Source organism: Tsukamurella sp. NPDC003166, from assembly GCF_040611135.1.
In the GTDB taxonomy this organism is placed as follows: Bacteria; Actinomycetota; Actinomycetes; order Mycobacteriales; family Mycobacteriaceae; genus Tsukamurella.
The window spans coordinates 54054-76293 of record NZ_JBEXNL010000023.1; the positions used below are offsets into that span (position 1 = coordinate 54054).

At 71.8% G+C, this 22240-nt stretch carries 22 protein-coding genes, 1 pseudogene and 1 riboswitch; of the genes and pseudogenes, 3 read left to right on the plus strand and 20 right to left on the minus strand.

Translation table 11 applies throughout. From position 1 onward, the window contains the following. Nucleotides 1-19: 19 nt before the first annotated feature. The 12 genes from ABZX10_RS20475 to dacB all read right to left on the minus strand — a co-directional run bounded on the left by ABZX10_RS20475 (nucleotide 20) and on the right by dacB (nucleotide 12022). Nucleotides 20-1174 (minus strand): DUF6779 domain-containing protein, encoded by a 1155-nt coding sequence (locus ABZX10_RS20475; protein ID WP_355544292.1) that lies wholly within the window; start codon nucleotides 1172-1174, stop codon nucleotides 20-22. Nucleotides 1175-1210: 36 nt separating this feature from the next. Further along, a complete protein-coding gene (locus ABZX10_RS20480) occupies nucleotides 1211-1738 on the minus strand; it encodes a DUF3180 domain-containing protein (RefSeq protein WP_355544295.1) in 528 nt (175 codons plus the stop codon). Next, nucleotides 1735-2250, minus strand: coding sequence for a 2-amino-4-hydroxy-6-hydroxymethyldihydropteridine diphosphokinase (folK, locus tag ABZX10_RS20485; protein ID WP_355544298.1), 516 nt, complete (start codon nucleotides 2248-2250; stop codon nucleotides 1735-1737). Before folK ends, ABZX10_RS20480 begins: the two co-directional genes overlap by 4 nt. Further along, nucleotides 2247-2630, minus strand: coding sequence for a dihydroneopterin aldolase (folB, locus tag ABZX10_RS20490; RefSeq protein ID WP_355544301.1), 384 nt, complete (start codon nucleotides 2628-2630; stop codon nucleotides 2247-2249). Before folB ends, folK begins: the two co-directional genes overlap by 4 nt. Nucleotides 2631-2632: 2 nt before the next feature. Further along, nucleotides 2633-3493, minus strand: a complete 861-nt coding sequence (gene folP / locus ABZX10_RS20495; RefSeq protein ID WP_355544354.1) for a dihydropteroate synthase — start codon at nucleotides 3491-3493, stop codon at nucleotides 2633-2635. A 29-nt stretch (nucleotides 3494-3522) separates the two neighbouring features. Continuing rightward, a complete protein-coding gene (folE, locus tag ABZX10_RS20500) occupies nucleotides 3523-4113 on the minus strand; it encodes a GTP cyclohydrolase I FolE (RefSeq protein ID WP_355544304.1) in 591 nt (196 codons plus the stop codon). Next, nucleotides 4113-6539 (minus strand): ATP-dependent zinc metalloprotease FtsH, encoded by a 2427-nt coding sequence (ftsH, locus tag ABZX10_RS20505; RefSeq protein WP_355544307.1) that lies wholly within the window; start codon nucleotides 6537-6539, stop codon nucleotides 4113-4115. Before ftsH ends, folE begins: the two co-directional genes overlap by 1 nt. 270 nt (nucleotides 6540-6809) lie before the next feature. Next, complete coding sequence (locus tag ABZX10_RS20510) at nucleotides 6810-8120, minus strand: amidase family protein (protein ID WP_355544310.1); 1311 nt, start codon at nucleotides 8118-8120, stop codon at nucleotides 6810-6812. Further along, complete coding sequence (gene hpt / locus ABZX10_RS20515; RefSeq protein WP_139058065.1) at nucleotides 8117-8686, minus strand: hypoxanthine phosphoribosyltransferase; 570 nt, start codon at nucleotides 8684-8686, stop codon at nucleotides 8117-8119. Before hpt ends, ABZX10_RS20510 begins: the two co-directional genes overlap by 4 nt. Next, nucleotides 8680-9618, minus strand: coding sequence for a tRNA lysidine(34) synthetase TilS (gene tilS / locus ABZX10_RS20520; protein WP_355544314.1), 939 nt, complete (start codon nucleotides 9616-9618; stop codon nucleotides 8680-8682). Before tilS ends, hpt begins: the two co-directional genes overlap by 7 nt. After that, on the minus strand, nucleotides 9615-10646 hold the full coding sequence (locus ABZX10_RS20525; protein WP_355544317.1) for a zinc-dependent metalloprotease: 1032 nt from the start codon (nucleotides 10644-10646) through the stop codon (nucleotides 9615-9617). Before ABZX10_RS20525 ends, tilS begins: the two co-directional genes overlap by 4 nt. A 5-nt stretch (nucleotides 10647-10651) precedes the next feature. Then, the gene (gene dacB / locus ABZX10_RS20530; RefSeq protein WP_355544320.1) at nucleotides 10652-12022 is read right to left on the minus strand and encodes a D-alanyl-D-alanine carboxypeptidase/D-alanyl-D-alanine-endopeptidase; all 1371 of its coding nucleotides are present in this window, start codon (nucleotides 12020-12022) and stop codon (nucleotides 10652-10654) included. A gap of 76 nt (nucleotides 12023-12098) precedes the next feature. Here dacB and ABZX10_RS20535 point away from each other — a divergent pair, with 76 nt between their 5' ends. Beyond that, a complete protein-coding gene (locus tag ABZX10_RS20535; RefSeq protein ID WP_168544416.1) occupies nucleotides 12099-12596 on the plus strand; it encodes an inorganic diphosphatase in 498 nt (165 codons plus the stop codon). Between the two features lie 61 nt (nucleotides 12597-12657). Here the strand turns inward: ABZX10_RS20535 and ABZX10_RS20540 are convergent, their stop codons facing one another. The 7 genes and pseudogenes from ABZX10_RS20540 to ABZX10_RS20570 all read right to left on the minus strand — a co-directional run bounded on the left by ABZX10_RS20540 (nucleotide 12658) and on the right by ABZX10_RS20570 (nucleotide 19289). Beyond that, on the minus strand, nucleotides 12658-13341 hold the full coding sequence (locus ABZX10_RS20540; protein ID WP_355544323.1) for a hypothetical protein: 684 nt from the start codon (nucleotides 13339-13341) through the stop codon (nucleotides 12658-12660). A 36-nt stretch (nucleotides 13342-13377) separates the two neighbouring features. Next, complete coding sequence (locus tag ABZX10_RS20545) at nucleotides 13378-14877, minus strand: tRNA-guanine transglycosylase (protein WP_355544358.1); 1500 nt, start codon at nucleotides 14875-14877, stop codon at nucleotides 13378-13380. Continuing rightward, nucleotides 14863-16494 (minus strand): annotated as a pseudogene (locus ABZX10_RS20550) (MDR family MFS transporter); the annotation flags it as partial. The gene ABZX10_RS20545 and the pseudogene ABZX10_RS20550, both read right to left, overlap by 15 nt. Continuing rightward, nucleotides 16491-16967 (minus strand): MarR family transcriptional regulator, encoded by a 477-nt coding sequence (locus tag ABZX10_RS20555; protein ID WP_355544326.1) that lies wholly within the window; start codon nucleotides 16965-16967, stop codon nucleotides 16491-16493. The pseudogene ABZX10_RS20550 and the gene ABZX10_RS20555, both read right to left, overlap by 4 nt. A gap of 104 nt (nucleotides 16968-17071) precedes the next feature. After that, entirely contained in the window at nucleotides 17072-17554 is a 483-nt protein-coding gene (locus ABZX10_RS20560) for a YbaK/EbsC family protein (RefSeq protein WP_355544329.1), read from the minus strand. A gap of 35 nt (nucleotides 17555-17589) precedes the next feature. Further along, nucleotides 17590-17973 carry a hypothetical protein gene (locus ABZX10_RS20565; protein WP_355544332.1) on the minus strand — a complete coding sequence of 128 codons (384 nt, stop codon included), beginning with the start codon at nucleotides 17971-17973 and terminating at the stop codon, nucleotides 17590-17592. Between the two features lie 14 nt (nucleotides 17974-17987). Beyond that, nucleotides 17988-19289: an aminotransferase class V-fold PLP-dependent enzyme gene (locus ABZX10_RS20570; protein WP_355544335.1), complete on the minus strand. Its 1302-nt coding sequence runs from the start codon at nucleotides 19287-19289 to the stop codon at nucleotides 17988-17990. A gap of 53 nt (nucleotides 19290-19342) precedes the next feature. Then, a riboswitch (SAM riboswitch) is annotated at nucleotides 19343-19454 on the minus strand. 84 nt (nucleotides 19455-19538) lie between these two features. Here ABZX10_RS20570 and ABZX10_RS20575 point away from each other — a divergent pair. Continuing rightward, entirely contained in the window at nucleotides 19539-20324 is a 786-nt protein-coding gene (locus tag ABZX10_RS20575; protein ID WP_161499513.1) for an HAD-IIA family hydrolase, read from the plus strand. Between the two features lie 22 nt (nucleotides 20325-20346). On the opposite strand, the gene ABZX10_RS20580 is transcribed toward ABZX10_RS20575, so the two are convergent. After that, a complete protein-coding gene (locus ABZX10_RS20580; RefSeq protein ID WP_355544340.1) occupies nucleotides 20347-21513 on the minus strand; it encodes an RtcB family protein in 1167 nt (388 codons plus the stop codon). A 241-nt stretch (nucleotides 21514-21754) separates the two neighbouring features. On the opposite strand from ABZX10_RS20580, the gene ABZX10_RS20585 reads away from it, so the two are divergent. Continuing rightward, nucleotides 21755-22180 (plus strand): copper homeostasis protein CutC, encoded by a 426-nt coding sequence (locus tag ABZX10_RS20585; protein WP_355544343.1) that lies wholly within the window; start codon nucleotides 21755-21757, stop codon nucleotides 22178-22180. Nucleotides 22181-22240 lie beyond the last annotated feature (60 nt).

The window sequence follows — 22240 nt, forward strand, 5'->3', positions numbered from 1 at the left end:
CGCGATGTGAGCTAGATCATCAGTCCTGCCGGCGGCGGCGACCGCCGCTGGACCGCTCCGTGTCGGCGTTCATCCGGGCGATCAGGTCGGCGACGGTGTTGCCGGAGGAGTGCTGGCCCGCGACGTGCTCGTGCGGGTCCTGGGAGGCCTGTTGCTCCGGCGCGGGCTGAGGGGCCGGATCGGCCGGCACGGTCGGCGGCACCTGCGGCGCCGCCCACTGCTGCTGCGGTGCCTGCGGCGGGTACGCCTGGAACGGCGAATAGGGCGGCCCGGCCGGTGCCTGCTGCGGCGGCACGTCGGGCGTGTACGGGCGCGGCGGAAGCGGTGAGCGGTAGCCGGACTGCGGGGCGAGCGGAACGAAGGGCTCGTTCGTCGTGGGATCGAGGTGCTCGACGTGCTCGACGTGCTCGACGTCGACCGGCGGTACCTCGGGCTCGCCTTGCGCGGTGGCCGGCTCCGCCTCCTCGGTGACCACGTGGAACACCGTCGTGGGCGATTCCTCCTGCGGACCGTCCGCGGCCGGCACGTCGGCGACGGCCGCCTCGGCGACATCGCCCTCGAAACCGATCGCTCCCCCGGCCGAACCCGCGCCGTAGTAATCGTCGACCTCCGGCGAGGGCTCAGGGACGCCCGCGAAGTCCTGCTGAGCGCGGAACCGGTCGTCGTCCTCGAACACGGACTTGGCGCGCTGGGCGGCGATCGCGCGTTGCTCGGCGGCGGCGTACAGCTCGCTGTAGGAGGGGCCGAGATCGCGCCCCAGCAGCTCCTCGAGGTTCGCGCGCAGCGCGAGCACCTCGGCCTTGAGCGCGGTCAGCTCCTCGTTCGACTCGCCGGAGACCTCGGCACGGATATCGCGCTCCACCTGCAGCTCGTACTCGCGACGGGCGCTGATCTCCCGCTCCAGCTGCAGGCCGTAGACGGTCTTGAGACCGCTCTCCTTCGACTCCGCAGCGCGTAGATCGCGCGAGTACCGCGCGATGAGGAAGGCCGCGATCACGAGCCCCCAGATGAGCAGGATCAGCGACACCAGGCCCCAGCGGGGGTTCTCGGAGAACACCCACATCCCGGTACCGATCACGGCGAGCGCGATCACGACGCCGAGCATCCACTGACCGGCGCCTCCCGATCGGCGGGCGACACGCTTCCGTGAACTCGGGATCGGTGGTTGCGTCATGGTCGCGACCTTACCGTTTACTTGGGGTCCAGCCTCTCAGGCTGGCGATGTGTCGGCGGGCTGGTCATCGGGATCGTCCGGCGTGCGGCAGCACCGTTCCAGCCACAGCGCCGCGGCCAGGAGCACGAGCGCGCCGGCCGCGCCGATCCACGCCCCGGGCCGGTCCGCGTGCGTGGCGCCGAGCTCGGCACCGGAGGCGTACAGATACACCAGCACTCCGCCGAAGAAGCCGAGCGCCACGGCGCCGAGATACGCCGACGCCTTCGCGAGCGCCACCGACCGCGCAACGGCGATCGGGTGGATCCGCCCCGACCCCATGCCGATCCGGCCGTCCGCGAGCCGCGCGCGCACCAGCTGGGCGATGTACAGGTCCGCCGCGGCGACGCCGTACAGCAGCGCGCCGGCCCACAGCGGGATCACCGGCACGAAGGCCTTCGCCAGCAGGTAGACGCCGATCGCCACGCCGATCACGATCACGACCAGCTCGAGCCGGGCGGTGGACCGCACGGTGGGCCCGTTCGGCTCCCCGGGTCCCCGCCCGGTCGGGTTCGACGGTGCGCTCACAGCCGCGTCACCTCCGCGGTCTCGTCGGCGGGGAGGCCCCGCACCAGATCGTCGACGGTGCCGTGCCCCGGCAGCACCGCGGCCGGGTCGGCGTCCAGCCACGGCACCAGCACGAACGCCCGCAGGTGCGCGCGGGGGTGCGGCAATGTCAGTTCGGGATCGTCGGAGAAGACGGCATCACGCGACCCGCTCGCGCCGCTCCCGGCGGCGGACCCCCAGACGGCGACGACGTCGACATCGAGGGTGCGGGGCCCCCAGCGGATCTCGCGCACCCGGTCGGCCGCGGCCTCCTGCTCGCGCGCGAAGGCGAGCCAACCGGCGGCGTCGCGCGCCGGATCGTCGACGAGCACCGTCGCATTGACGAAGTCGTCCTGCTCCACCCCGCCCCACGGGGGCGTGCGGAACAGCGCCGATGCGCGGACCAGCGCCGGACCGAGGGCGTCGATCGCGGCGCGGACGGTACCGGCCGCGTCGCCGAGGTTGGCGCCGATCGACAGCACGGCCCTGCTCACTGCTGCACGCTCCGCGCGCCGGAGCGGGACCGCCGCGCGATGACGGCCACGTCGGCAAAAGACAACGGAATGGGTGCGGACGGCTTGTGCACCGTCACCTCGACGGCGTAGACCTTCTCGTCGGCGGCGATGTCATCGGCGATCTCGGCCGCGACGGTCTCGATGAGGTTGCGCGGCTCCCCCGCGACGATGTCGTGCGCACGTTGGGCCAGCGCGCCGTAGTCGACGGTGTCGTTGAGGTCGTCCGACGCCGCCGCGGGCCGCGAGTCGACCCACAGCACCAGGTCGACGACGAACTCCTGCCCATCGCGTCGCTCGTGGTCGAAGACCCCGTGGTTGCCCCGCACCCGTAGGCCGGTGAGCTCGATCCGATCGGCCATCTCTAGAGGCCACCCTTCTGCGTGATGGTCGGGGCTCCGCCCTCGGGCGTGATCGGGGCTCCGCCCCGGCGCCAGGCCTGCGCCACCGCGATGGCGTCGGCGGACGAACGCACATCGTGGACGCGGACGCCCCACACCCCGGCCTGCGCCGCGAGCGCGGAGACCGCGGCGGTGGCCACCTCACGGCCGGCGGGCTCGCGCCCGCCGAGCAGCTCGCCGAGGAAGCGCTTGCGCGAAGCGCCCACGAGGATCCGGAATCCCGTGTCCTGCAGGGTCGGGAGCCCGCGCAGCAGGGCCCAGTTGTGGGCGGCGTTCTTGGCGAAGCCGAGGCCCGGGTCGAGCACGATGCGTTCGGGCGCGATACCTGCGGCGACGGCGACGTCGGCCTGGTGCAGCAGCTCGTCGCGCACGTCGGCGACCACGTCGTCGTACTCGGTGATCTCGTGGTGGATGCCGGCCCACACCGGCCCGGGGGCGCCCGGGGACGGCCGCCAATGCATGAGGATCCACGGCGCCGCGGAGTCGGCGACGACGCGCGTCATGTCCGGGTCGGCGCGTCCGCCGGAGACGTCGTTGACGATCGCGGCGCCGGCGTCGAGCGCGGCGGCGGCCACGGAGGCGCGCATGGTGTCGACCGAAACGGCGATGCCCTCGGCGGCGAGCGTCGAGATCACCGGGAGCACGCGGTCGCGTTCCAGCTCGGCGGGCACGCGGTGCGCGCCGGGCCGGGTCGACTCCCCGCCCACGTCGACGATGGCGGCACCGTCGGCGACGAGCTCCCGCGCCCGCGCGACGGCGGCCTCCGGGGCGAGGTAGCGGCCACCGTCGGAGAACGAGTCGGCCGTGACGTTGACGACGCCCATGACGAGCGTCTCGGCGGCGCTGCTCCCGGTCACCGGCGCAGGATCAACTCGAGTGCCTCGGCGCGCGAGGTCGCACTGTCCTTGAAGGCGCCGCGCACCGCCGAGGTGGTGGTGCTGGCGCCGGGCTTGCGAATGCCGCGCATGGCCATGCACAGGTGCTCGGCCTCGATCACGACGATGACGCCGCGCGGATCGAGCTTGCGGACCAGCGCGTCGGCGATCTGCGCGGTGAGCCGCTCCTGGACCTGCGGGCGCTTGGCGTACAGGTCCACGACGCGGGCCAGTTTGCTCAGGCCGGTGACCCGGCCGCTGTCGCCCGGTAGGTAGCCCACATGCGCCACCCCGTGGAAGGAGACCAGGTGGTGCTCGCAGGTCGAGTACATGGGGATGTCCTTGACCAGCACCAGCTCGTCGTGGTCCTCGCCGAAGGTGGTGTCGAGCACCGCGTCGGGATCGGTGTGCAGCCCGCCGAAGACCTCCTCGAAGGCCCGCGCGACCCGCTCGGGGGTCTTGATCAGGCCCTCGCGGTCGGGGTCCTCGCCGACGGCGATGAGCAGTTCCCGGACGGCGGCGACGGCGCGGTCGTGATCGAATGCGGCGATCGCGGCACCGTCGCCCATCAGGACTCGCCCGATCGGTCCGGTCCGGACTGCTCGGTCCCCTGCTGGCCGGAGCCCTGCTGGCCGGGCTGCGAGGGGGCCTGCGGCGGCTGGCCCTGCGGAGGCCACCCCGGTGCCGACCACCCGGCCGGCGCGCCGTAGTCCGGGCGGCTGCCCTGCGGCGGCTGCTGGCCGCCGTACTGGCCCTGCGGGGACGGGTACTGCGGGCCCGGGTACGCCTGTTGCTGGCCGCCCCACTGGTAGCCGGGCTGGCCGTAGGCGGGCTGGGGCTGATAGGGCTGTTGCCCCTGCTCTCCGTAGCCCGACGGTGCCCCCGGCGCGGGCCACGGCTGCCCGGCCGGCGTGGGCACGCCCCACTGACCGTTCTGGCCGGCGTGACCGTTCCGACCGTTCTGCGCTGTGGCCTGCGCGAGCTCCGCCTTGCGGCGCTCGGCCTCCTCGTCGACGGGCGGCCAGGGCTCGCCGTTCTCGATCGCGATCTCCTTGGGAGTCTTGATCGGGGGCTTCGTCGAGGGGATGCGCGAGCCGAAGTCGTCGAACTGCGTGATCAACGGGCGCTTCTCGACGGATGCGAAGATCCGCTCGAGATCCTTACGGACCAGCGTCTCCTTCTCCAGCAGCTCCCCGGCCAGCACGTCGAGTACGTCGCGGTACTCGTTGAGGATGGCCCACGCCTCGGTGTGCGCGGCCTCGATGAGCGAGCGCACCTCCTCGTCGATCTGCGCGGCCACGGCGTCGGAGTACTGCGCGCCACCGCCCATGCCGCGGCCCAGGAACGGGTCGCCCTCGTCCTGGCCGTACTTCACGGCACCCAGGCGGGCGCTCATGCCGTACTCCGTGACCATCGCGCGGGCGATCTTCGTGGCCTGGTCGATGTCGCTCGACGCGCCCGTGGTGGGCGAGGCGAACACGAGCTCCTCGGCGGCCCGGCCGCCCATGGCGAAGATCAGCCTGCCGATCATCTCGTTGCGGGTGTACATGCCCTTGTCGTTCTCGGGCACAGCGAGCGCGTGGCCGCCCGTGCGGCCGCGGGCGAGCACCGTGACCTTGTAGACCGGGTCGAGGCTCTCCGTGGCCCACGCGGCCAGCGTGTGCCCGCCCTCGTGGTACGCGGTCACCTTCTTCTCGTGCTCGGAGATGATCCGGTTCTTCCGACGCGGGCCGCCCACCACGCGGTCCACGGCCTCCTCGAGCGTGGGCGCGGTGATGACGGTGCCGTTCTCGCGGGCCGTGAGCAGCGCGGCCTCGTTGATGACGTTCGCCAGGTCGGCGCCGGACATGCCGGGCGTCCGCTTGGCCAGGCCGTCGAGGTCGGCGTCGGGCGCGAGCGGCTTGCCCTGCGAGTGCACGTTCAGGATGGCCCGCCGGCCGGCCATGTCGGGGTTGGTGACGGGGATCTGCCGGTCGAACCGGCCGGGGCGCAGCAGCGCCGGGTCGAGGATGTCCGGGCGGTTGGTGGCAGCGATCAGGATGATGCCCTGACGATCGCCGAAGCCGTCCATCTCCACGAGCAGCTGGTTGAGGGTCTGCTCCCGCTCGTCGTGACCGCCGCCCAGGCCGGCGCCGCGCTGACGGCCGACGGCGTCGATCTCGTCGACGAAGATGATGCAGGGGCTGTTCTCCTTGGCCTGCTCGAACAGGTCGCGCACGCGGGACGCGCCGACGCCGACGAACATCTCGACGAAGTCCGAACCGGAGATGGTGAAGAAGGGCACACCGGCCTCGCCGGCGACGGCGCGCGCGAGCAGCGTCTTACCCGTTCCGGGCGGACCGTAGAGCAGCACGCCCTTGGGGATCTTCGCGCCGAGAGCCTGGTAGCGGGCCGGGTTCTGCAGGAAGTCCTTGATCTCGTAGAGCTCCTCGACCGCCTCGTCGGCGCCCGCGACATCCGCGAAGGTGGTCTTCGGCATGTCCTTCGTCAGCTGCTTGGCCTTGCTCTTGCCGAAGCCCATGACACCGCCGCGACCACCACCCTGCATCCGGTTCATCAGCAGGAAGAACAGGCCCACGAGCAGCACGATCGGCAGCAGCGTGAACAACAGCATCTGCAGCCACGGCGACTCCTGCGTCACGTTCGTGGTGTAGGTGACCGGCTTGCCGTCCGGGTTCTTCGCGTCCTGGATCTCGCCGAGGATGTCGCGCGAGGTGCCCGCGGGGTACTTCGAGAACACCTTGGTGGCCTCGCCCGTGCCCTTGACGTCGCCCTGATCCGCGACGGGCTTGGCCAGCGTGACGCGGAGCGTCTGCTCCCGGTCGTCGATCTGGACGTCCTTGACGTTCTTGTCCTGCAGCTGCTGCACCACGAGCGAGGTGGGAACGCCCTTGGTGTATTCGTTCTTGCCGCCGCCGACCATGGTGAAGGCCCAGACCAGCAGCACGAATGCGGCGATGATCGCCAGCGTGCGGATGAGTGATTTCCGTTTCATATGGCTTCGCCTCGCGGCTCGTCAGTCCTTCTTCTTCCGGCGGCGCGGAGAGCCGCGCAGGGTCGACTACCCAGGTTACCGTGCACCGCCCGAACGGGGCCGGGTGCGTACGTGCGCCCAGAGCGAACAACGTCCGTTTCGCGCCGTTTCATGATGCTGCGGTGACCGAGAACAGCGTCCCGTCCCCGTACCCCAGGCCGCCCCGCGGCACCGTCGCCCCCAACGCCGGGCCGTCGTCCCCCGCGCCGCGCGCGGGTGGCGGCGGCGCGCCTACTGCTCGATCTTGGCGGCCAACGCCAGGAGGTCCGCCTCACCGCCGGGGCGCGCGATGAGCTGCACGCCCTCGCCCTGGAAGGGCACCGTCATCGCGGGCCAGCCGACGAGGTTCCACAGGCTGGGGCAGGGCGCGTAGGCCAGGCTCGGGATCGCGCTGGCCGCCCACGGCAGTGCGCTGTACCGGCGCGCGGGCGCGGGCCTGCGGGCCAGCGCCGGGGTCACCAGCACATCGAGACGCTGATCGGCGAAGAAGCGCTCGAGCGACGATTCGATGCGTGCGGCCTCCGCGGGCCGGACGAGGCCCCGTCGGGCGACGACCCGGCCGAGGGCCACGTGCCGCCGGGTACGGGCCTGCAGCAGAGCCGGATTCGCGCCGCGCGCGACGATGTCGTCGGCGTCGGTCGCGGCGGCGGCCGCCCAGCGGGCGAGCAGCGGCAGCGGCGACGCCGGGTAGGGCACACGGACATCGCGCACCGAGTGGCCCTGCGCCGACAACCGGCCCGCCGCATCGCGCACCGCGGCGAGGATCGGGCGGGAGGTGAAGGTCACGGGCGTCGGCCGGTTGAGGCCCAGCCCCACGCGCAGGCCGGCACCGTCGCCCACCACGGCGAGGTCGGGGCGCCCCGCGAGCACGGACAGTCCCAGGGCGGCGTCCTCGACGGTCCGCGTCATCGGCCCGTTCTCGGACATGCCGAACCAGTCGGTGGGGCCGAGCTGCGCCGGCACGACGCCGCGCCCGGGCTTGATCGCGACGATGCCCGTGCATGCGGCCGGCCCGCGCAGGGAGCCGAGACCGTCGTTGCCGTGCGCGAGCGCGACATGGCCCGCTGCCACGACGGCCGCGCTACCACCGGAGCTGCCGCCCGGGGTACGGCCCGGGCGGTGCGGGTTGCCCACGACCTCGCGGGCGTCGTCGGTCATCGCCCAGAGACACAGCTCCGGTACCCGGGTCAGCCCGACGACGACGGCGCCGGCGCCGCGCAGCCGCTTCACGACGGGGTGGTCGGCCTGTTCGATCGGCAGGCCCGCGCCGCAGGCCTCGGACACACCGTCGAGCGTGCGGTACCCGGAGACGGCGACGTTGTCCTTGATCGCGATGGGCACGCCCGCAAGCGACAGCGAGTACCGGTCGGCGCGGGCGTCGACGGCGGCGGCCTCGGCGAGGGCCTCCTCGGGGCGCAGCACGCGCCAGCCGTGCACCGCGTCGTCACCGATGCGGGCGAGCGCCTCGCGGGTGGCGGCGACGGCGGTGAGCCGGCCCGATCGCACCCGCTCCGCGGTGGCCGCAGCGGTGAGCAGCGTCATTCGCTGTAGACCTTGGGTTCCAGCACGCCGATGTACGGCAGATCGCGGTAGCGCTCGGCGTAATCGAGGCCGTAGCCCACGACGAACTCGTTGGGGATGTCGAAGCCGACCCACTTGACGTCCACATCGACGCGCACCGCATCGGGCTTGCGGAGCAGCGTGACCACCTCGAGCGAGCGCGGCTGCCGGGTGGCGAGGTTGCGCAGCAGCCAGCTCAGCGTGAGGCCGGAGTCGATGATGTCCTCGACGATGAGCACGTCGCGGCCCGCGATGTCGCGGTCGAGGTCCTTGAGGATCCGCACCACGCCGGAGCTGGAGGTCGAGCTGCCGTAGCTGGACACCGCCATGAACTCGAGCTGGGTGGGCACGGGCAGCGCCCGGGCCAGGTCGGTCACGAACATGACCGCGCCCTTGAGCACGGTGATCAGGAGGAGGTCGGTCTCCCGCTCGCCGTACTCCTGCGCGATCTGCGCCGCGAGCTCCGCGGTCCGCTGCTTGATCTGCTCCTCCGAGAGGACCACCGAGGCGATGTCTCCCGCGTACAACTCACCAGTGCCGTTCACCACACCCTCAGAATGCCACCTGTCCGATGCACCTGCAGCCGCCGCCCCGCACTTCCGCCCGGGATCGCCGTCGGGCCCTGTCCGCGCCAGTCCATGACCAGGGCGTCCACGGCGGCGAGGTGGGTCGCCGTCAGGGCCCGCGCGCCCCGCGCTGCGAGCCACACCCGCAACGCCCGGATCCTCAGGGCCGCAGGGAGTCCCGCCAGTTCGTCGACGCTCAGTTCGGGGCCCGACGGTGCCGGCGCCAGCCCGTCGAGCGCCTCGTTGTCCGCCCGCAGCGACGCCGCGGTGCGGGCGAGCGCCTCGGCCACTCCCCCACCGAGGATCTCCTCCAGGAGGGGCAGCGCCTCGGTCCGGATCCGCACGCGCGCGAACCGCGGATCGACGTTGTGCGGATCGTCCCAGGGCGCGAGCCCGAGCTCGGCGCACGCCGCCCGCGTGTCCGCGCGGCGCACGCCCAGCAGCGGCCGCCCGTACGGGTCGATCCACGGGGCCATGCCCGCGAGCGACCGCGCGCCGCTACCCCGCCCGAGGCCCAGCAGCACCGTCTCGGCCTGGTCGTCGAGGGTGTGACCGAGCAGCACGGGGACGCCGTCGCGCGCGGCGTCCAGGGCCGCGTACCTGGCCGCCCGGGCCGCAGCCTCGGGCCCGCCCGCACCGTCGACGGTGACCGTCAGGACCTCGGCGCGGCGCGCGCCCAGCTCCCGGGCCAGGGTCGCCGCCCGGCCCGCGACCTCGGCCGAACCCGCCTGCAGGCGGTGGTCGACGACGAGGGCGACGGCGTCCAGCCCCTCGGCCAGCACACCGGTCAGAAGCGCGAGCGAGTCCGCGCCGCCGGACAGGGCCACGGCCACCGTCGAGCCGGATCCGTGAGCGGCGAGCCAGGCCCGGACCGCCTGCCGCACGCGCAGCACCGCCGGCCCCGGGCGGTTCACAGCACCCGGTCGATCCAGCGCCGCGGATCGTCGAGCTCGTCGGGCAGCGGCAGGGTCTCGGGCCCCGTCCACACATGGTTGAACCGCTGCATGCCCACGTCGGCGACCACGGCGTCGACGAACTTCTTGCCGCGCACGTACTGCGCGATCTTGGCGTCCATGCCCAGCAGGACCCGGAGCAGTCGCTGCAGGGGATTCGACGGTGCCGCCCGCCGCCGGTCGAACGCGGCGCGGATGGTCGCGACGGTCGGGATCACCGAGGGCCCGGCGGCGTCCATGACGTGATCGGCGTGACCCTCGAGCAGGGTGCCGAGCATGAGCAGGCGTTCGATGGCCGCGAACTGTTCGGCGGGCGCGGCGATCTCGAGCACGCCGATGATCCCGGTGTGCCGGGCGCCGCCCGACAGCGCACGCGTCGTCCGGTCCAGGAGATCGCCGACGGTGCCCGTACCCGTGCCACCGGTGAGCGCGGAGACGTTGTCGCGCATGTAGTCCCGCAGCCACGGGTGGGCGCCGAACTGCACGCGGTGCGTCACCTCGTGCAGGCACACCCACATCCGGAAGTCGTCGGCGTTCAGTCGGAGGGCGCGCTCGACGGCGAGCACGTTCGGCACGACGAGCAGCAGTTCGCCACCCGGCACACCGAACGGGTCGTACTGTCCCAGAACGGAACCGGAGACCATGCCGAGCATCGCCCCGGCCTGGACGCCGGCCAGCCTGGCCCCCAGGCCGGGATGCCGTGCGTCCTCGGGCTCGATGAGCGCCTCCATGGATCGCGCCGCCGCCGAGACCCATTGTTGCCGATCAACCGTGCGCGCCGGCGGGATCGCGCCGGGCACGAGCAGGCCCGTGACGGCGCGGACGTGCTCCTCCGCCGCGGCGGCGAAGTCGAGCAGTTGCGCGGACGCCCGGTCGCGGGTGTAGCCCGTGGTCGCCGGACCGTCGCCCAGGACGCGAGCGACCCGCCGGCCGGACGCGGCCGCAAGAGCCCAGTCCACCTGCGCGCGCGGCTGAATCGACTTCCCCATGACGATCAGCTGCACCCGCAGCCGCGCAGCGCGGCGGTCACGGCGTCCATGGCCGGACGGGCCACGTCGACCGGCGTGCCGGAGGACATCAGCGTGAAGGTGAGGACGGCACCGTCGCGCGTCGCGACGTACCCGGCGAGCGTGGAAACACCCGAGAGGCTTCCGGTCTTGGCGCGCACGTATCCCGCGCCGGGCCGGTTGACGGTGACGTACCGGTCGGCGAGGGTGCCGGTGGCCCCGGCGACGGGCAGCAGGTCGAGCAGGGGGCGCAGTTGCGGCTTGCCGGCGCCGGCCGCGGCGGTGACGATCCCGTCGAGCACCCGGGCGGGAATGCGGTTGAAGGTGGACAGGCCGTCCACGTCGGAGAGCTCCACGCCGGTCAGGTCGAACCCCGCGGTGCGGAGCGTGTCGATCACGGCGCGCGTGGAGCCGTCGAAGGACAGGGGCTGCCCCGCGGCGGCGGCGACCTCACGACCGATGCTCTCGGCGAGGACGTTGTCCGAATGGACCAGCGCGTCGTGCAGGCGGACGCTCAGCGGCGCGCTCTGCACGGCGGCGAGCCGCGTGGCGCCCTGTGGCGCGGTGCCCGCGGAGACGGCCGTGGGCGGCAGGCCCAGCGCGGACGCCAGCGCGCGGCCCGCGGCGAGGGCGGGATCGGGCACGCGCGGCGAGTAGTCCTCGCCGGGCCGGATCCGGCCCGAGTCCACGATGAGGGACTGGAGCGGCGTGATGTCGCCCCCGGCGATGTCGGCGCGGTCCCAGCCGCGGCCGAAGTCGGTGCCGGTGAACAGGGAGGTGTCGACGACGACGTGCGTGATCGCCGTGCCGGACCGGCGGAGCTGCGCGGCCAGGTCCTCGATCTTGGGCGCGTCGGTGAAGATCGACGCCGTGCCGGAGCGCAGGGTCGGATCGCCCGCACCGACGAGGACCGCCTCGCCCGGAGCCGAACCGGCGACGACCGTGGTGGTGATCCGCTTGTCGGCGGGCAGCGTGAGCAGCGCGGCCGCCGCGGTGAGTACCTTGGTGGTCGACGCCGGGGTGCGGGGCCGTGCCGCGTCGCGCTGCCAGAGCACGGTCCCCGTGGCGGCGTCGGCTATCACGCCGGTCAGGTCGCCCAGGTCCGGGTTGCGCAGCGCGGCGGCGATCTGCGTGGTCACACCGGCCGAGCCGGGCTGATTCGATGCCGTCACCGCACCGATCGCGGGGCTGTACGCAGCCTCCGCCGGGCGGGGCGGGACATGCTCGGAGAGGTTCTGCCGATCCCGGTAGACACCCCACCCGAGGGCGGCGGCGACGGTGCCGACGACGACGAGCGCCAGCACGATCACGGTGACCGCGAGGCGCATCAGGGTTCGTCGGATCCGCGAGCGTCGCACCGTACCAGCCTAACGGCATCCCGACACGGGTATCCTCAGCGTGCATGGTTGAGCGCAGCGAAGGGAAACAATGAGCGTGGAATTCGAGGTCACCGTCGAGATCGCGAAGGGCTCGCGGAACAAGTACGAGGTGGACCACAAGACGGGTCGCCTCAAGCTGGACCGCTACCTCTACACGGCGTTCGGCTACCCCACCGACTACGGCTACATCGAGGACACCCTCGGCGAGGACGGCGACCCGCTGGACGCGCTGGTCCTGCTGCAGGAGTCGGTGGTCCCCGGTGCGCTCGTGGACTGCCGCGCGATCGGCATGTTCAAGATGGAGGACGAGAAGGGCGGCGACGACAAGGTTCTCGTCGTGCCCGCCGGCGATCCCCGCTGGGATTCGGTGCAGGACATCGGCGATATCGACAAGTTCGAGCTGGACGCCATCGAGCACTTCTTCGTGCACTACAAGGACCTCGAGCCCGGCAAGTTCGTCAAGGGCTCGACCTGGGTGGGCAAGAAGGAGGCCGAGGAGGAGATCGCTCGCTCCGTGGCCCGCGCCGAGACCGCCGGTTCCGATGCGCACTGACGGCTGAAGAGACGAAGCGGCGGCGAGGAGCTCCTCGCCGCCGCTTCGCTCGTCGTGGGGGTTACAGCTTGGCCGCCACGCGCTTCACGATGTCGTCGAATGTCGCCCGGTCGACGGTACCGTCGGGCCCCGGGTTGGCGTTGACCATCGCCAGCACGCCCCCCTTGGTGAAGTAGGCGGCCGCCGAGTGCGCGGTCTGCCCGTTGACGGCCCGGTCGATCTCGAAGACGAAGCCCTGGGCGCCGGTGACGCCGGCGGGCAGGTCCTTGCGGGCCGTCGTCTGCTTGAGCGCGTCGCCGAACGAGATCGACGTGCACTCGCCGGTGCCCGCCGCCTCGAACGCGGACAGGCGCGCCGAGCTGGGGAGCAACGTGACCCCGTACCGCACCGTCGCGTCCTTGGACAGGCTCTGTTGCAGGCCGAATTTGATGGTCTCGAGCAGTTCCTGCTGCGCTGCCGCGTTCTTGTCCTTGCACGCCGCCGGGGTGATCTGCGCGGCCTGCACCTGACCGACGGCCTCCATCGCGGACTGGAAGGCGGTGTCGTTCGGCACGGTGGTCACCGTCAGCCCGGCGGGCACCTCCGCCGGGCTGAGCGCCTTCGCCGCGTCGACGGGGGCCGCGTCCGCAGCGGTCGACGACGGGGCGGCGTCGCCACCGCCGCCACCGCACGCGGTGAGCGCGAGGCCCACCGCGGCGGCCGCCGCGAGGATGCTCAAAGAGCGGTTCAGGTCATTGCGGCGCAACGGCTTTCTCCTGCCGATCGGAGTACGGGGATCGGGCTAGACCTTACCGAACCCCCGGAGGAACGACATCGCGAAATCCGGATAGCCGCCAGTGAGGATGGCTTTGCGTGCCGCGGCGGCGAGGCCGACGAAGAAGTGCTCGTTGTGCAACGTGCACAGGGTGACCGCGAGGCCCTCGTTCGCCGCGAACAAGTGGTGCACGTACGCCCGGGTGAACTCGTCCACCCGGTTCCCGCCGAGCACACCCGGACCCGCCGGGTCGAGGGGCCGGAAGTCCGCCCGCAGCGACGGATCCGTGACGTTCAGGACGCCCGTCGAGGTGAACACGCGACCCTCCGCCCCCGCACGCGCCGGGGCGGTCCCATCGACCAGGTCGGCTCCCGCCTCGATCGCCGCCAGCAGGTCGGCCGGGTCGTCGACCGCCGCCACGTACCGAGGACGATCCGCCTCCAGCTCGCCGACGGCGGCCCGCAGCGCGGCCGGATCCTGCACGCCCTCGAGCCGGTAGCCACCGAAGCCCAGGCCGCCGGCCCGACGGTCCTCGTCGGCCAGGCGCCGCACCGCGCGGGCGGCGGACCGTCGAGCCTCCGGATCCGCACCGCCGGCCACCACTGCCCACAGCGAGACGGCGTCGTGCCGATCCGCGGTCTGCCAACCGTGCTCGGCCAGCGCGCGCCGCGCCCACCGCTCCGTCCGGCCCGGATCCGCGGGATCGGCCAGGGCGAACGCGACATCGAAACCCATCCGGTGCGCCAGGCGCACCGCCTCCTCGGCATCCCAGCGGCGCGGGGAACCGTCGAGCCGGCTCCGGAAGGCGATGCCCTCGTCGGTGATCCGGGTCTTGGGCTGCGCCGCGATCGCGGCCGCACCCGTGTCGGCGATGATCGGCGCCGGCCAGGCCATCGCCCGACCGATACCGCCGATCCCCTCGATCACGTCCGGTCCGGGCTGCAGGTACAACTCGTGCAGGTCGACGGTCAGCGCCTGCGTGCCCAGGTCCGTCAGCTCCCGCGGCGTCAGCCCCGCGATCGCACCCCGAACCGCCACCGGAACGAAAGCCGGCGTGGCGATCTCACCGCGCGGCAGTACCAGCCGACCGGCGCGCGCCCCACCGGGCGCCGTGCCCTCGACGGCGAACCGCACCGGGTCGGTGATCCCGGACGCACGCAACCGCGTGCTTCCCGCGATCGCCCGGTACCCCGTCCGCAACTCCGCGAGCTCCGCCGCAAGAGAGGCGTTCTGGGCCCGCAGCTCGTCGATCTCCGTGCGCGAGGGCGTCGCCGTCGCGCGGACGAGTCCGGGCGACGGCGCAGGAACGGGCCCCGTCGGCGGTTCCGGACGCGGCCCGGGGGACGTCAACGGGATCGGACCGGTCGGCGAGTCACCCCCACCCGTGCCCACGGGAGCGACACCGGCCACCGATTCGGCAGCGGCGGCGATCTCGGCGGACTCCACCGTCTCCGACGCCGCGACCGGAGCAGTGCCCGTCTCCTCGGCGCCCCGCGTCTCGATCGCGGGCGCGGCGCGCAGCGGCACGGACTTCCAGAACAGCACCAGCACCAGGCCGATCGCGGCGAGGATGGTCACGAACAGGAAGACCACGTCCATCGAGTCGGCGAAACCGGCCTTGAGCGGATGCACCAGGGTCGCGGGGAGCTTCTCCAAGACCGACGTGTTGTCCATGACCCCGCTCACTGCGCGGGAATCGCCGTGCACCAGACCCGTCGCGAAGTCCTGTGCCTGCTGGCCGTCGTGGCCCGCGGCGGCGCGCTGGACCGCTGCGGTGTAGTCCGGGTCCGACGCGGCATCGCTCAGTCGCCCCTTCATCTTCTGCGGCATCTGTGCGAACAGGACCGAGAGGAACACCGCGACACCGAGCGTCGCGCCGATCTGGCGGAAGAAGGTCGCGGCGGCGGTCGAGACGCCCATGTCGCGCGGCGGCAGGATGTTCTGCAGCGCCAGTGTGAGCGGCTGCATGAGGTTGCCGAGGCCGAAGCCGATGACGGCCGCACCACCCATGACCCAGCCGATCTGCACGTCGGCGGTGATGTAGTGCATGCCGAACATGCCCGCGGTGAGCAGCGTCGCGCCGATGATGGGGTAGATCCGGTACTTGCCGGTGCGCGAGATCATCTGCCCGGCGACGATCGAGCCCACCATCAGGCCCGCCACCATCGGCAGCATCAGGAAGCCGGCCTTCATCGGACTGGCGCCGTGGACCACCTGGAAGTACTGCGGCAGGAGCGAGATCCCGCCGAACATGGCGGCGCCGACGACCATCGAGATGACGATGCCCTGCGCGAAGATCACGTTCTTGAAGATGCGCAGCGGGATGATCGCGTCCTCGCCCATGACCTTCTCGATCACGATGAAGGCCACGATGCCGGCCGCGCCGATGCCGTAGCAGATCAGGGCGTTGGTGGAGCCCCAGCCCCACTTCTGGCCCTGCTCGGCGACGATGAGCAGCGGCACCAGGCCGACCGCGAGCGCGACGGCGCCGAACCAGTCGATCCGCACTCCGGTGCGCCGGGTGTGCGGCAGCCGCAGCACGCGGAACACCACGGCCAGCGCGACCATGCCCACCGGCACGTTGACGAGGAACACCCAGCGCCAACCGGAGATGCCCAGGATGTGATCGGCGCCGGAGAAGAGGCCGCCGAGAACGGGGCCCAGCACCGAGCTCGAGCCGAACACCGCGAGGAAGTAGCCCTGGTACTTCGCCCGCTCACGAGGCGGAACGATATCGCCGATAATGGTGAGCGCCAACGACATCAGGCCGCCGGCGCCGAGTCCCTGCACCGCGCGGAACGCAGCGAGCTCGTACATCGACGTGGAGGTACTGCACAGCAGGGAGCCGATCACGAACACCGTGATGGCGAACATGAAGAAGGGCTTGCGACCGTAGATGTCCGAGAGCTTGCCGTAGAGCGGCGTGACGATCGTCGACGTGATCAGGTACGCCGTCGTGACCCACGCCTGCAACTGATAGCCGTTGAGGTCGTCGGCGATGGTCCGGATCGCGGTGGACACGATGGTCTGGTCGAGCGCCGCGAGGAACATCCCGATCATCAGACCCGACAGGATGTAGAGGATCTGCTTGTGGGTCAGGGACGGCGCAGGGGTCTCGACGGCGTCCGCCGTCACCGCGGTCACTCGGCACCCCGCATGAGCTTGAGCGCCTGCTCGAACTGCAGCAGCGCGCGGTTGCCGAGGACCACGAACTGGTCGATCTCCTCGTCGGTCCACTCCTCCATGAGCGGGCGCAGCTTCTCGTTGCGCTGCTCGCGGATGAACGCGACCTTGGCCTCGCCGGCCTCCGTGGCGGACACCAGGGCGGCGCGCCGGTCCGAGGGGTCGGCGGTGCGCTCGGCGTAGCCCAGGTTGGTCAGCGTCGTCACGTACCGGCTGGCCGTCGACGGGTCCGTGTGGATCTGCTCAGCCAGCGCGGACGAGCGCATCGGCCCGCCCTTCACCAGCGCGAACAGCGCGGTGTACGCGGCCAGCTCCACGCCGTCCGGCGCGACCGCATGCCGGGTCATCACCGCGTGCCGCTCCTTCAGGCGGGTCAGTTCGGCGATCACGCCGACGATCCCCTCGATCCGGTCCGCTCGTTCCTCGTCCGTCATCACGCCTCCGCAGGTCCCATCCGATCACGTCACCGTGTTCGGGCATGCAAAACTACGTGCAGCCTACAATTATTAGGAGTGCGAGTCGACTCGGACGAAGCGGCCTAACCACCCGATGTCGTGACGATCCTGGCACCGGTGAGCGCCACCAGCGCCGCGAAATCCGTGCGGAAGATCGTATCGTGCGTCCCCGCGGCGGCGTACAGGTCCGGGAAGTCGCGCAGCGACTCGTCGATCACGGTCACCAGGGGCGCCGGGTGTCCCACGGGCGAGACGCCGCCGATCACCTGCCCCGTGGCCGCGGCCACGTCGTCCGGCTTCGCACGGGAGATGCGGCCCACACCGAGCCGCGCCGCCAGCCCTACGGTGTCCACGCGGTGCCGACCGCTCGACAGCACGAGCAGCGGCGCACCGTCGGCGAGGAAGATCAGGCTGTTCGCGATGGCTCCCACCTCGCAGCCCAGGGCGGCAGCGGCGTCGGCAGCCGTCTTCGCGCCGTCGGGCACGTGCCGGACGGTGTCGGGGTGGCCCGCCGCGGCCAGGGCCGCGCGGACGTTCTCGGTACGGGCGGAGTACTGCTCGGTCACGCCGATCAGTATGCCGCGCGCCGCCCGGACCGCGCCTATGCGGCGAGGAGGGTGGCGATGAGGTCCTTGGTGCGGGAGCCGCCCACGGGTCGCAGGACCACGGCATCCGCCACCTCGGCCGCGTACACGTCCTCGATCAGGGACCTCAGACCCGACGGGGTGCCGATGTACGTGATGCCCTGCGGCGCGGCGCCGTCCGGGGCGTAGCTGGCGCGGGCGTCCGCGGCCCGTTCGTCGATGACGACGTCCACTTCGAGCGCCACCGCGCCGGGCTCCCGCCCCGCGCGCTCGTCCTCGGCGCGCAGGTAGCCGCGCTGACGCTGCGCGAGCCGCAGATCCGCGGCGCGGACCCGGGTCAGTGCCGCGGAGCCGGGCTCACCGTCGACGGTGACCAGCAGTGCGGGGCGGGAGACGGTCATGGTTCCTCCAGGGTTCACTTCGTCCGTGCGGACAGGTCTTCGAGGGCGCCCGCCAGGCGGCGCACGTCGTTCTCACCGGTGCCGAGGCCGATGCTCGCGCGGACGGCACCGTCGGAGCATCCCAACCGATCAACAACGGGGTGGGCGCAGAACTTCCCGTCCCGCACGCCGATCCCGTACTCGTCGGACAGGAACTCGGCGACCTCGCGGGGCGTGTGGCCGGCCACGGTGAAGGCGACGATGCCGACCCGCTCAGTGGAATCGGCCCAGATCTTCAGCGTGCGGACCCCGTCGATGCCCTCGAGCGAACGCAGCAGCAGGTCGGTGAGGAAGCGCTCGTGCCGGGTGATCGCGTCCTCGCCGAGGCGCTCGATGGCCTCGCAGGCGGCGGCGATGGCGACCGCGCCCAGGACGTTGGGCGAGCCGGCCTCGTGCCGCGCGGGGCCGGTGTGCCAGGCGACTTCGACGGACTTCGAGACGGGCGTGCCGATCACCTCGTAGCTGGCGCCACCGCCGCAGCGGACGGGCTCGGCCTCGTCGAACCAGTCGGCGCGACCGACGAGCACACCGGAGCCGAAGGGTGCGTACAGCTTGTGCCCGGAGAAGGCGAGGTAATCGACACCGCTCTCGCGCAAGGAGATCCGACGGTGCGGAACCAGCTGGGCACCGTCGACGGCGATCCGTGCGCCGTGCCGATGGGCGAGCGCGGCGAGCCGGCGGACGGGCAGCACCTCGCCGGTGACGTTGGACGCGCCGGTCACGCTGACCAGGGCGGCGGGGCGGCTGCGCAGCTCCTTCTCGAGCACCTCGAGGGTGCCCTCGATCGACAGCGGCGCCGAGACCACTCGCGCGCCGATCCGCTTCCACGGCAGCAGGTTCGCGTGGTGCTCGCAATCGAGGACCACGACCTCGCCGGGGACGCAGCCCGCCAGCAGGTTGATCGAGTCGGTGGTGTTACCGGTGAAGATGACGTGGTCATCGGCGCGGGCGCCCACGAACTCGGCGACGATCTCCCGGGCCCACTCGTAGCGGGACGTCGATCGCTGCGAGAGGTAGCCGGCGCCGCGGTGCACGCTCGCGTACTCGCCCAGCGCCTCCTGGACCGCCTGCCGCACCTCGACCAGGGCCGGGGCGCTCGCGGCGTAGTCGAAGTTGGCGTAGCGGACGGTCGCACCGTCGCTGACCGGGACGTACTCGTCCGCGCCGGTCACCCGCGCCAGCGGACCCAGCGGCAGCGGCGTGCTGCGGGCGGCGGCGAGAGGCGACGTGACGGTCGGGGTGAGGCAGACGGCGCGCTCGGTGGTGGCGATGCTCATGAGAGATGTCCTTCGGTATGAGGACGCACGGCACCCGTTTCCGACGTGCCGCGAATCCGCGCTTGCCGCACTCGTTCGGTGCGGCCAGGTCGTCACCCGGAGCACCCCACCGCGGAGGAGGGTTGCCGACCAGCGAGCCGGGGCTTGTCGCTGGCACTCATGACCTGCGTCGAGAATGCCCTGTCGCGCGGCCCGTCGTCAAGGTTCGAATCACGGCGACGCCAAACCTCCGGGAGTAGATTCGCGGGCATGAGCGAGTGGACGTACCTGATGGACATGGACGGGGTGCTGGTCCACGAGGAGCACCTGATTCCCGGCGCCGACGCCTTCATCGCGGAGCTGACGGCCGCCGGGACGCCGTTCATGGTGCTCACCAACAACTCGACGCGCACCCCGCGCGACCTGCGCGCCCGCCTGGTCGCCACCGGCCTCGACATCCCCGAGTCGCGGATCTGGACCTCCGCGCTCGCCACCGCGAAGTTCCTCCAGGACCAGCGGCCCAACGGCACCGCCTACGTCGTCGGCGAGTCGGGCCTGACGACGGCGCTGCACGACGCCGGCTACGTGCTCACCGACAACGATCCCGACTACGTGGTGCTCGGCGAGACCCGGACCTACTCCTTCGAGGCGATCACCACGGCGATCCGCCTGATCGACCGTGGCTCGCGCTTCATCGCGACGAACCCGGACCCGACGGGACCGTCGCGCGACGGACTACTGCCGGCGACCGGTGCCGTGGCCGCTCTGATCCGCGAGGCCACGGGCCGCTCCCCCTACTACGTGGGCAAGCCGAACTCGCTGATGATGCGGTCGGCGTTGCGGGCACTCGGGGCGCACTCCGCGGACACGCTGATGATCGGCGATCGGATGGACACCGACATCGTCTGCGGCCTGGAGGCGGGGCTGCGCACCATCCTCGTGCTCACCGGCATCTCCACCCGCGAGTCGGTGACCGCCTACCCGTACCGCCCCACCCGCACCATCGATTCCGTCGCCGACCTCGTCGGTCACACGGAGGACCCGTTCCCCGGCTGAGAGCACCCAGCCGGGGAACGAGTCACTGCCCCTTGACGTTGACGATCTGGCGCAGGACGGCGCGGACCGTGACCAACTGCTCCGCGTCGGCCATCACCCGGTCGATCGGCTTGTATGCCTGCGGGATCTCGTCGATGAAGTCGGGGCTGTCGCGGAACTCGATGCCCACCATGGCCTCCCGCAGCTGCTCGTGCGTGAAGGCCCTACGCGCCGCGGACCGGGAGTACTCCCTGCCCGCTCCGTGCGGCGAGCTGTTCAGCGACGGGGCGTAGCCCTTGCCCTCGACGATGTACGACGCGGTGCCCATCGAGCCCGGGATCAGGCCGAGCTTGCCCTCGGTGGCCTCGATCGCACCCTTCCTCGACACCCACACCTCCTTGCCGAAGTGCTTCTCACGCTTGGTGAAGTTGTGGTGGCAGTTGATCCGCTCGGCCTCCACGACGGGCGTGCCCACCCACTCGCCGAGCTGCCGGATCACCCGGTCCATCATCTCCTCACGGTTGAGCAGCGCGAAGTGCTGCGCCCACGTCAGCTCGGCGATGTACCGGCGGAACTCCGGCGTGCCCTCCACGAGGTACGCGAGGTCCGGGTCCGGCAGCGGGATCCACCACTGCTTGCACAGCCGGGTCGCCACGGCGATGTGGTGCTGGGCGATCTTGTTGCCCACGCCGCGGGAGCCGGAGTGCAGGAACGCCCAGACGGTGTCGTCCTCATCGAGGCTGATCTCGATGAAGTGATTCCCGCCGCCGAGGGTGCCCAGCTGGAGCTTCCAGTTCCCAGCGTACTGGGACGGGTTGAAGTCCGCCCGCTCGGCGAGCGTCTCCAGCTCCGCGATCCTGGGCTCCGCCGTGGCCACGACCTTCTTGTTGTAGCGGCCGGGCGAGAGCGGAACCGCCCGCTCGATGGCCTCGCGGACCGTCGCGCGGTCATCGGGCAGGTCGGCCAGCGTGAACTGGGTGCGGACCGCGATCATGCCGCAGCCGATGTCGACGCCGACCGCCGCGGGGATCACGGCGCCGAGACTCGGGATGACCGAGCCGACGGTGGCGCCCTTGCCCAGGTGGGCGTCGGGCATCAACGCGATGTGCGGGTAGATGAACGGCAGCTTCGCCGTGGTGATCGCCTGCTCGCGGGTCTTCTCGTCCAGGATGGACGCCCACGAGACCAAGGACTTGCTGATCTTCTCCATGTCTTTCTCGTCTCGGTGTGATGGTCACCGGTCCGAGTGGCCATGCGTGTGATGCATGGCTCCGGGCCGGCGGTGGAGCGACGGCCCGGGTTGCCGCAGGTTATGCGGGCACGCCGAACCGACGGCAGTAGCACTGCCGCAGCGATTCGGGGAGCTTGCGCATATCCATGCACGGCAGCGTATTCGGCCGCAACACTTCGGTCCATCGGATTTCCAGCGGCGCCTTTGGGAGACTGGTTTCATGGCACTGCTCGAAGTGATCGCCCTGAACGCGCGCGACGGGATCGCCGCTCAGGAGGGCGGGGCGGACCGGGTGGAGCTCGTCGCCGACATGGCGGCAGACGGGCTGAGCCCCTCCCCCGCCACTGTCGCGGAGGTCCGCGCCGCCGTGGACATCCCGGTGCGCGTGATGATTCGGCTCGCCGACGGCTTCGCGCCCGGGAATCTGGACGCGCTGGTGCGGCGCACCGTCGAGCTGAGGAGCGCTGGCGCGGAGGAGTTCGTGCTCGGCTTCCTCACCGCGGACGGCGCCGTGGACCTGCCGGCCGTGACAAGGATCGTCGAGGCGATCGACGGCGCACCGTGGACGTTCCACCGCGCGATCGACCACTGCGCGGACCGAGCGGCGCTAACCTCGATCTTTCATGAGGTGGCCGTCCCGTCCTGATCGGTTTCGGATTGGTGTTTTCGGGCGCGGTTCGGGATTGTGGGCATGGCGTTGCGGCCC

What these genes read in the sequence shown, in the direction of transcription:
- ABZX10_RS20510 (WP_355544310.1), bottom strand. Translation starts at nt 8,120, where the DNA reads ATGACGCTGCTCACCGCTGCGGCCACCGCGGAGCGGGTGCGATCGGGC.
- ABZX10_RS20580 (WP_355544340.1), bottom strand. Translation starts at nt 21,513, where the DNA reads ATGGAGAAGATCAGCAAGTCCTTGGTCTCGTGGGCGTCCATCCTGGAC.
- folP (WP_355544354.1), bottom strand. Translation starts at nt 3,493, where the DNA reads ATGGGCGTCGTCAACGTCACGGCCGACTCGTTCTCCGACGGTGGCCGC.
- ABZX10_RS20525 (WP_355544317.1), bottom strand. Translation starts at nt 10,646, where the DNA reads ATGGGGAAGTCGATTCAGCCGCGCGCGCAGGTGGACTGGGCTCTTGCG.
- ABZX10_RS20570 (WP_355544335.1), bottom strand. Translation starts at nt 19,289, where the DNA reads ATGAGCATCGCCACCACCGAGCGCGCCGTCTGCCTCACCCCGACCGTC.
- ABZX10_RS20565 (WP_355544332.1), bottom strand. Translation starts at nt 17,973, where the DNA reads ATGACCGTCTCCCGCCCCGCACTGCTGGTCACCGTCGACGGTGAGCCC.
- folE (WP_355544304.1), bottom strand. Translation starts at nt 4,113, where the DNA reads ATGGGCGACGGTGCCGCGATCGCCGCATTCGATCACGACCGCGCCGTC.
- folB (WP_355544301.1), bottom strand. Translation starts at nt 2,630, where the DNA reads ATGGCCGATCGGATCGAGCTCACCGGCCTACGGGTGCGGGGCAACCAC.
- ABZX10_RS20585 (WP_355544343.1), top strand. Translation starts at nt 21,755, where the DNA reads ATGGCACTGCTCGAAGTGATCGCCCTGAACGCGCGCGACGGGATCGCC.
- ABZX10_RS20475 (WP_355544292.1), bottom strand. Translation starts at nt 1,174, where the DNA reads ATGACGCAACCACCGATCCCGAGTTCACGGAAGCGTGTCGCCCGCCGA.
- ftsH (WP_355544307.1), bottom strand. Translation starts at nt 6,539, where the DNA reads ATGAAACGGAAATCACTCATCCGCACGCTGGCGATCATCGCCGCATTC.
- ABZX10_RS20575 (WP_161499513.1), top strand. Translation starts at nt 19,539, where the DNA reads ATGAGCGAGTGGACGTACCTGATGGACATGGACGGGGTGCTGGTCCAC.
- ABZX10_RS20555 (WP_355544326.1), bottom strand. Translation starts at nt 16,967, where the DNA reads ATGACGGACGAGGAACGAGCGGACCGGATCGAGGGGATCGTCGGCGTG.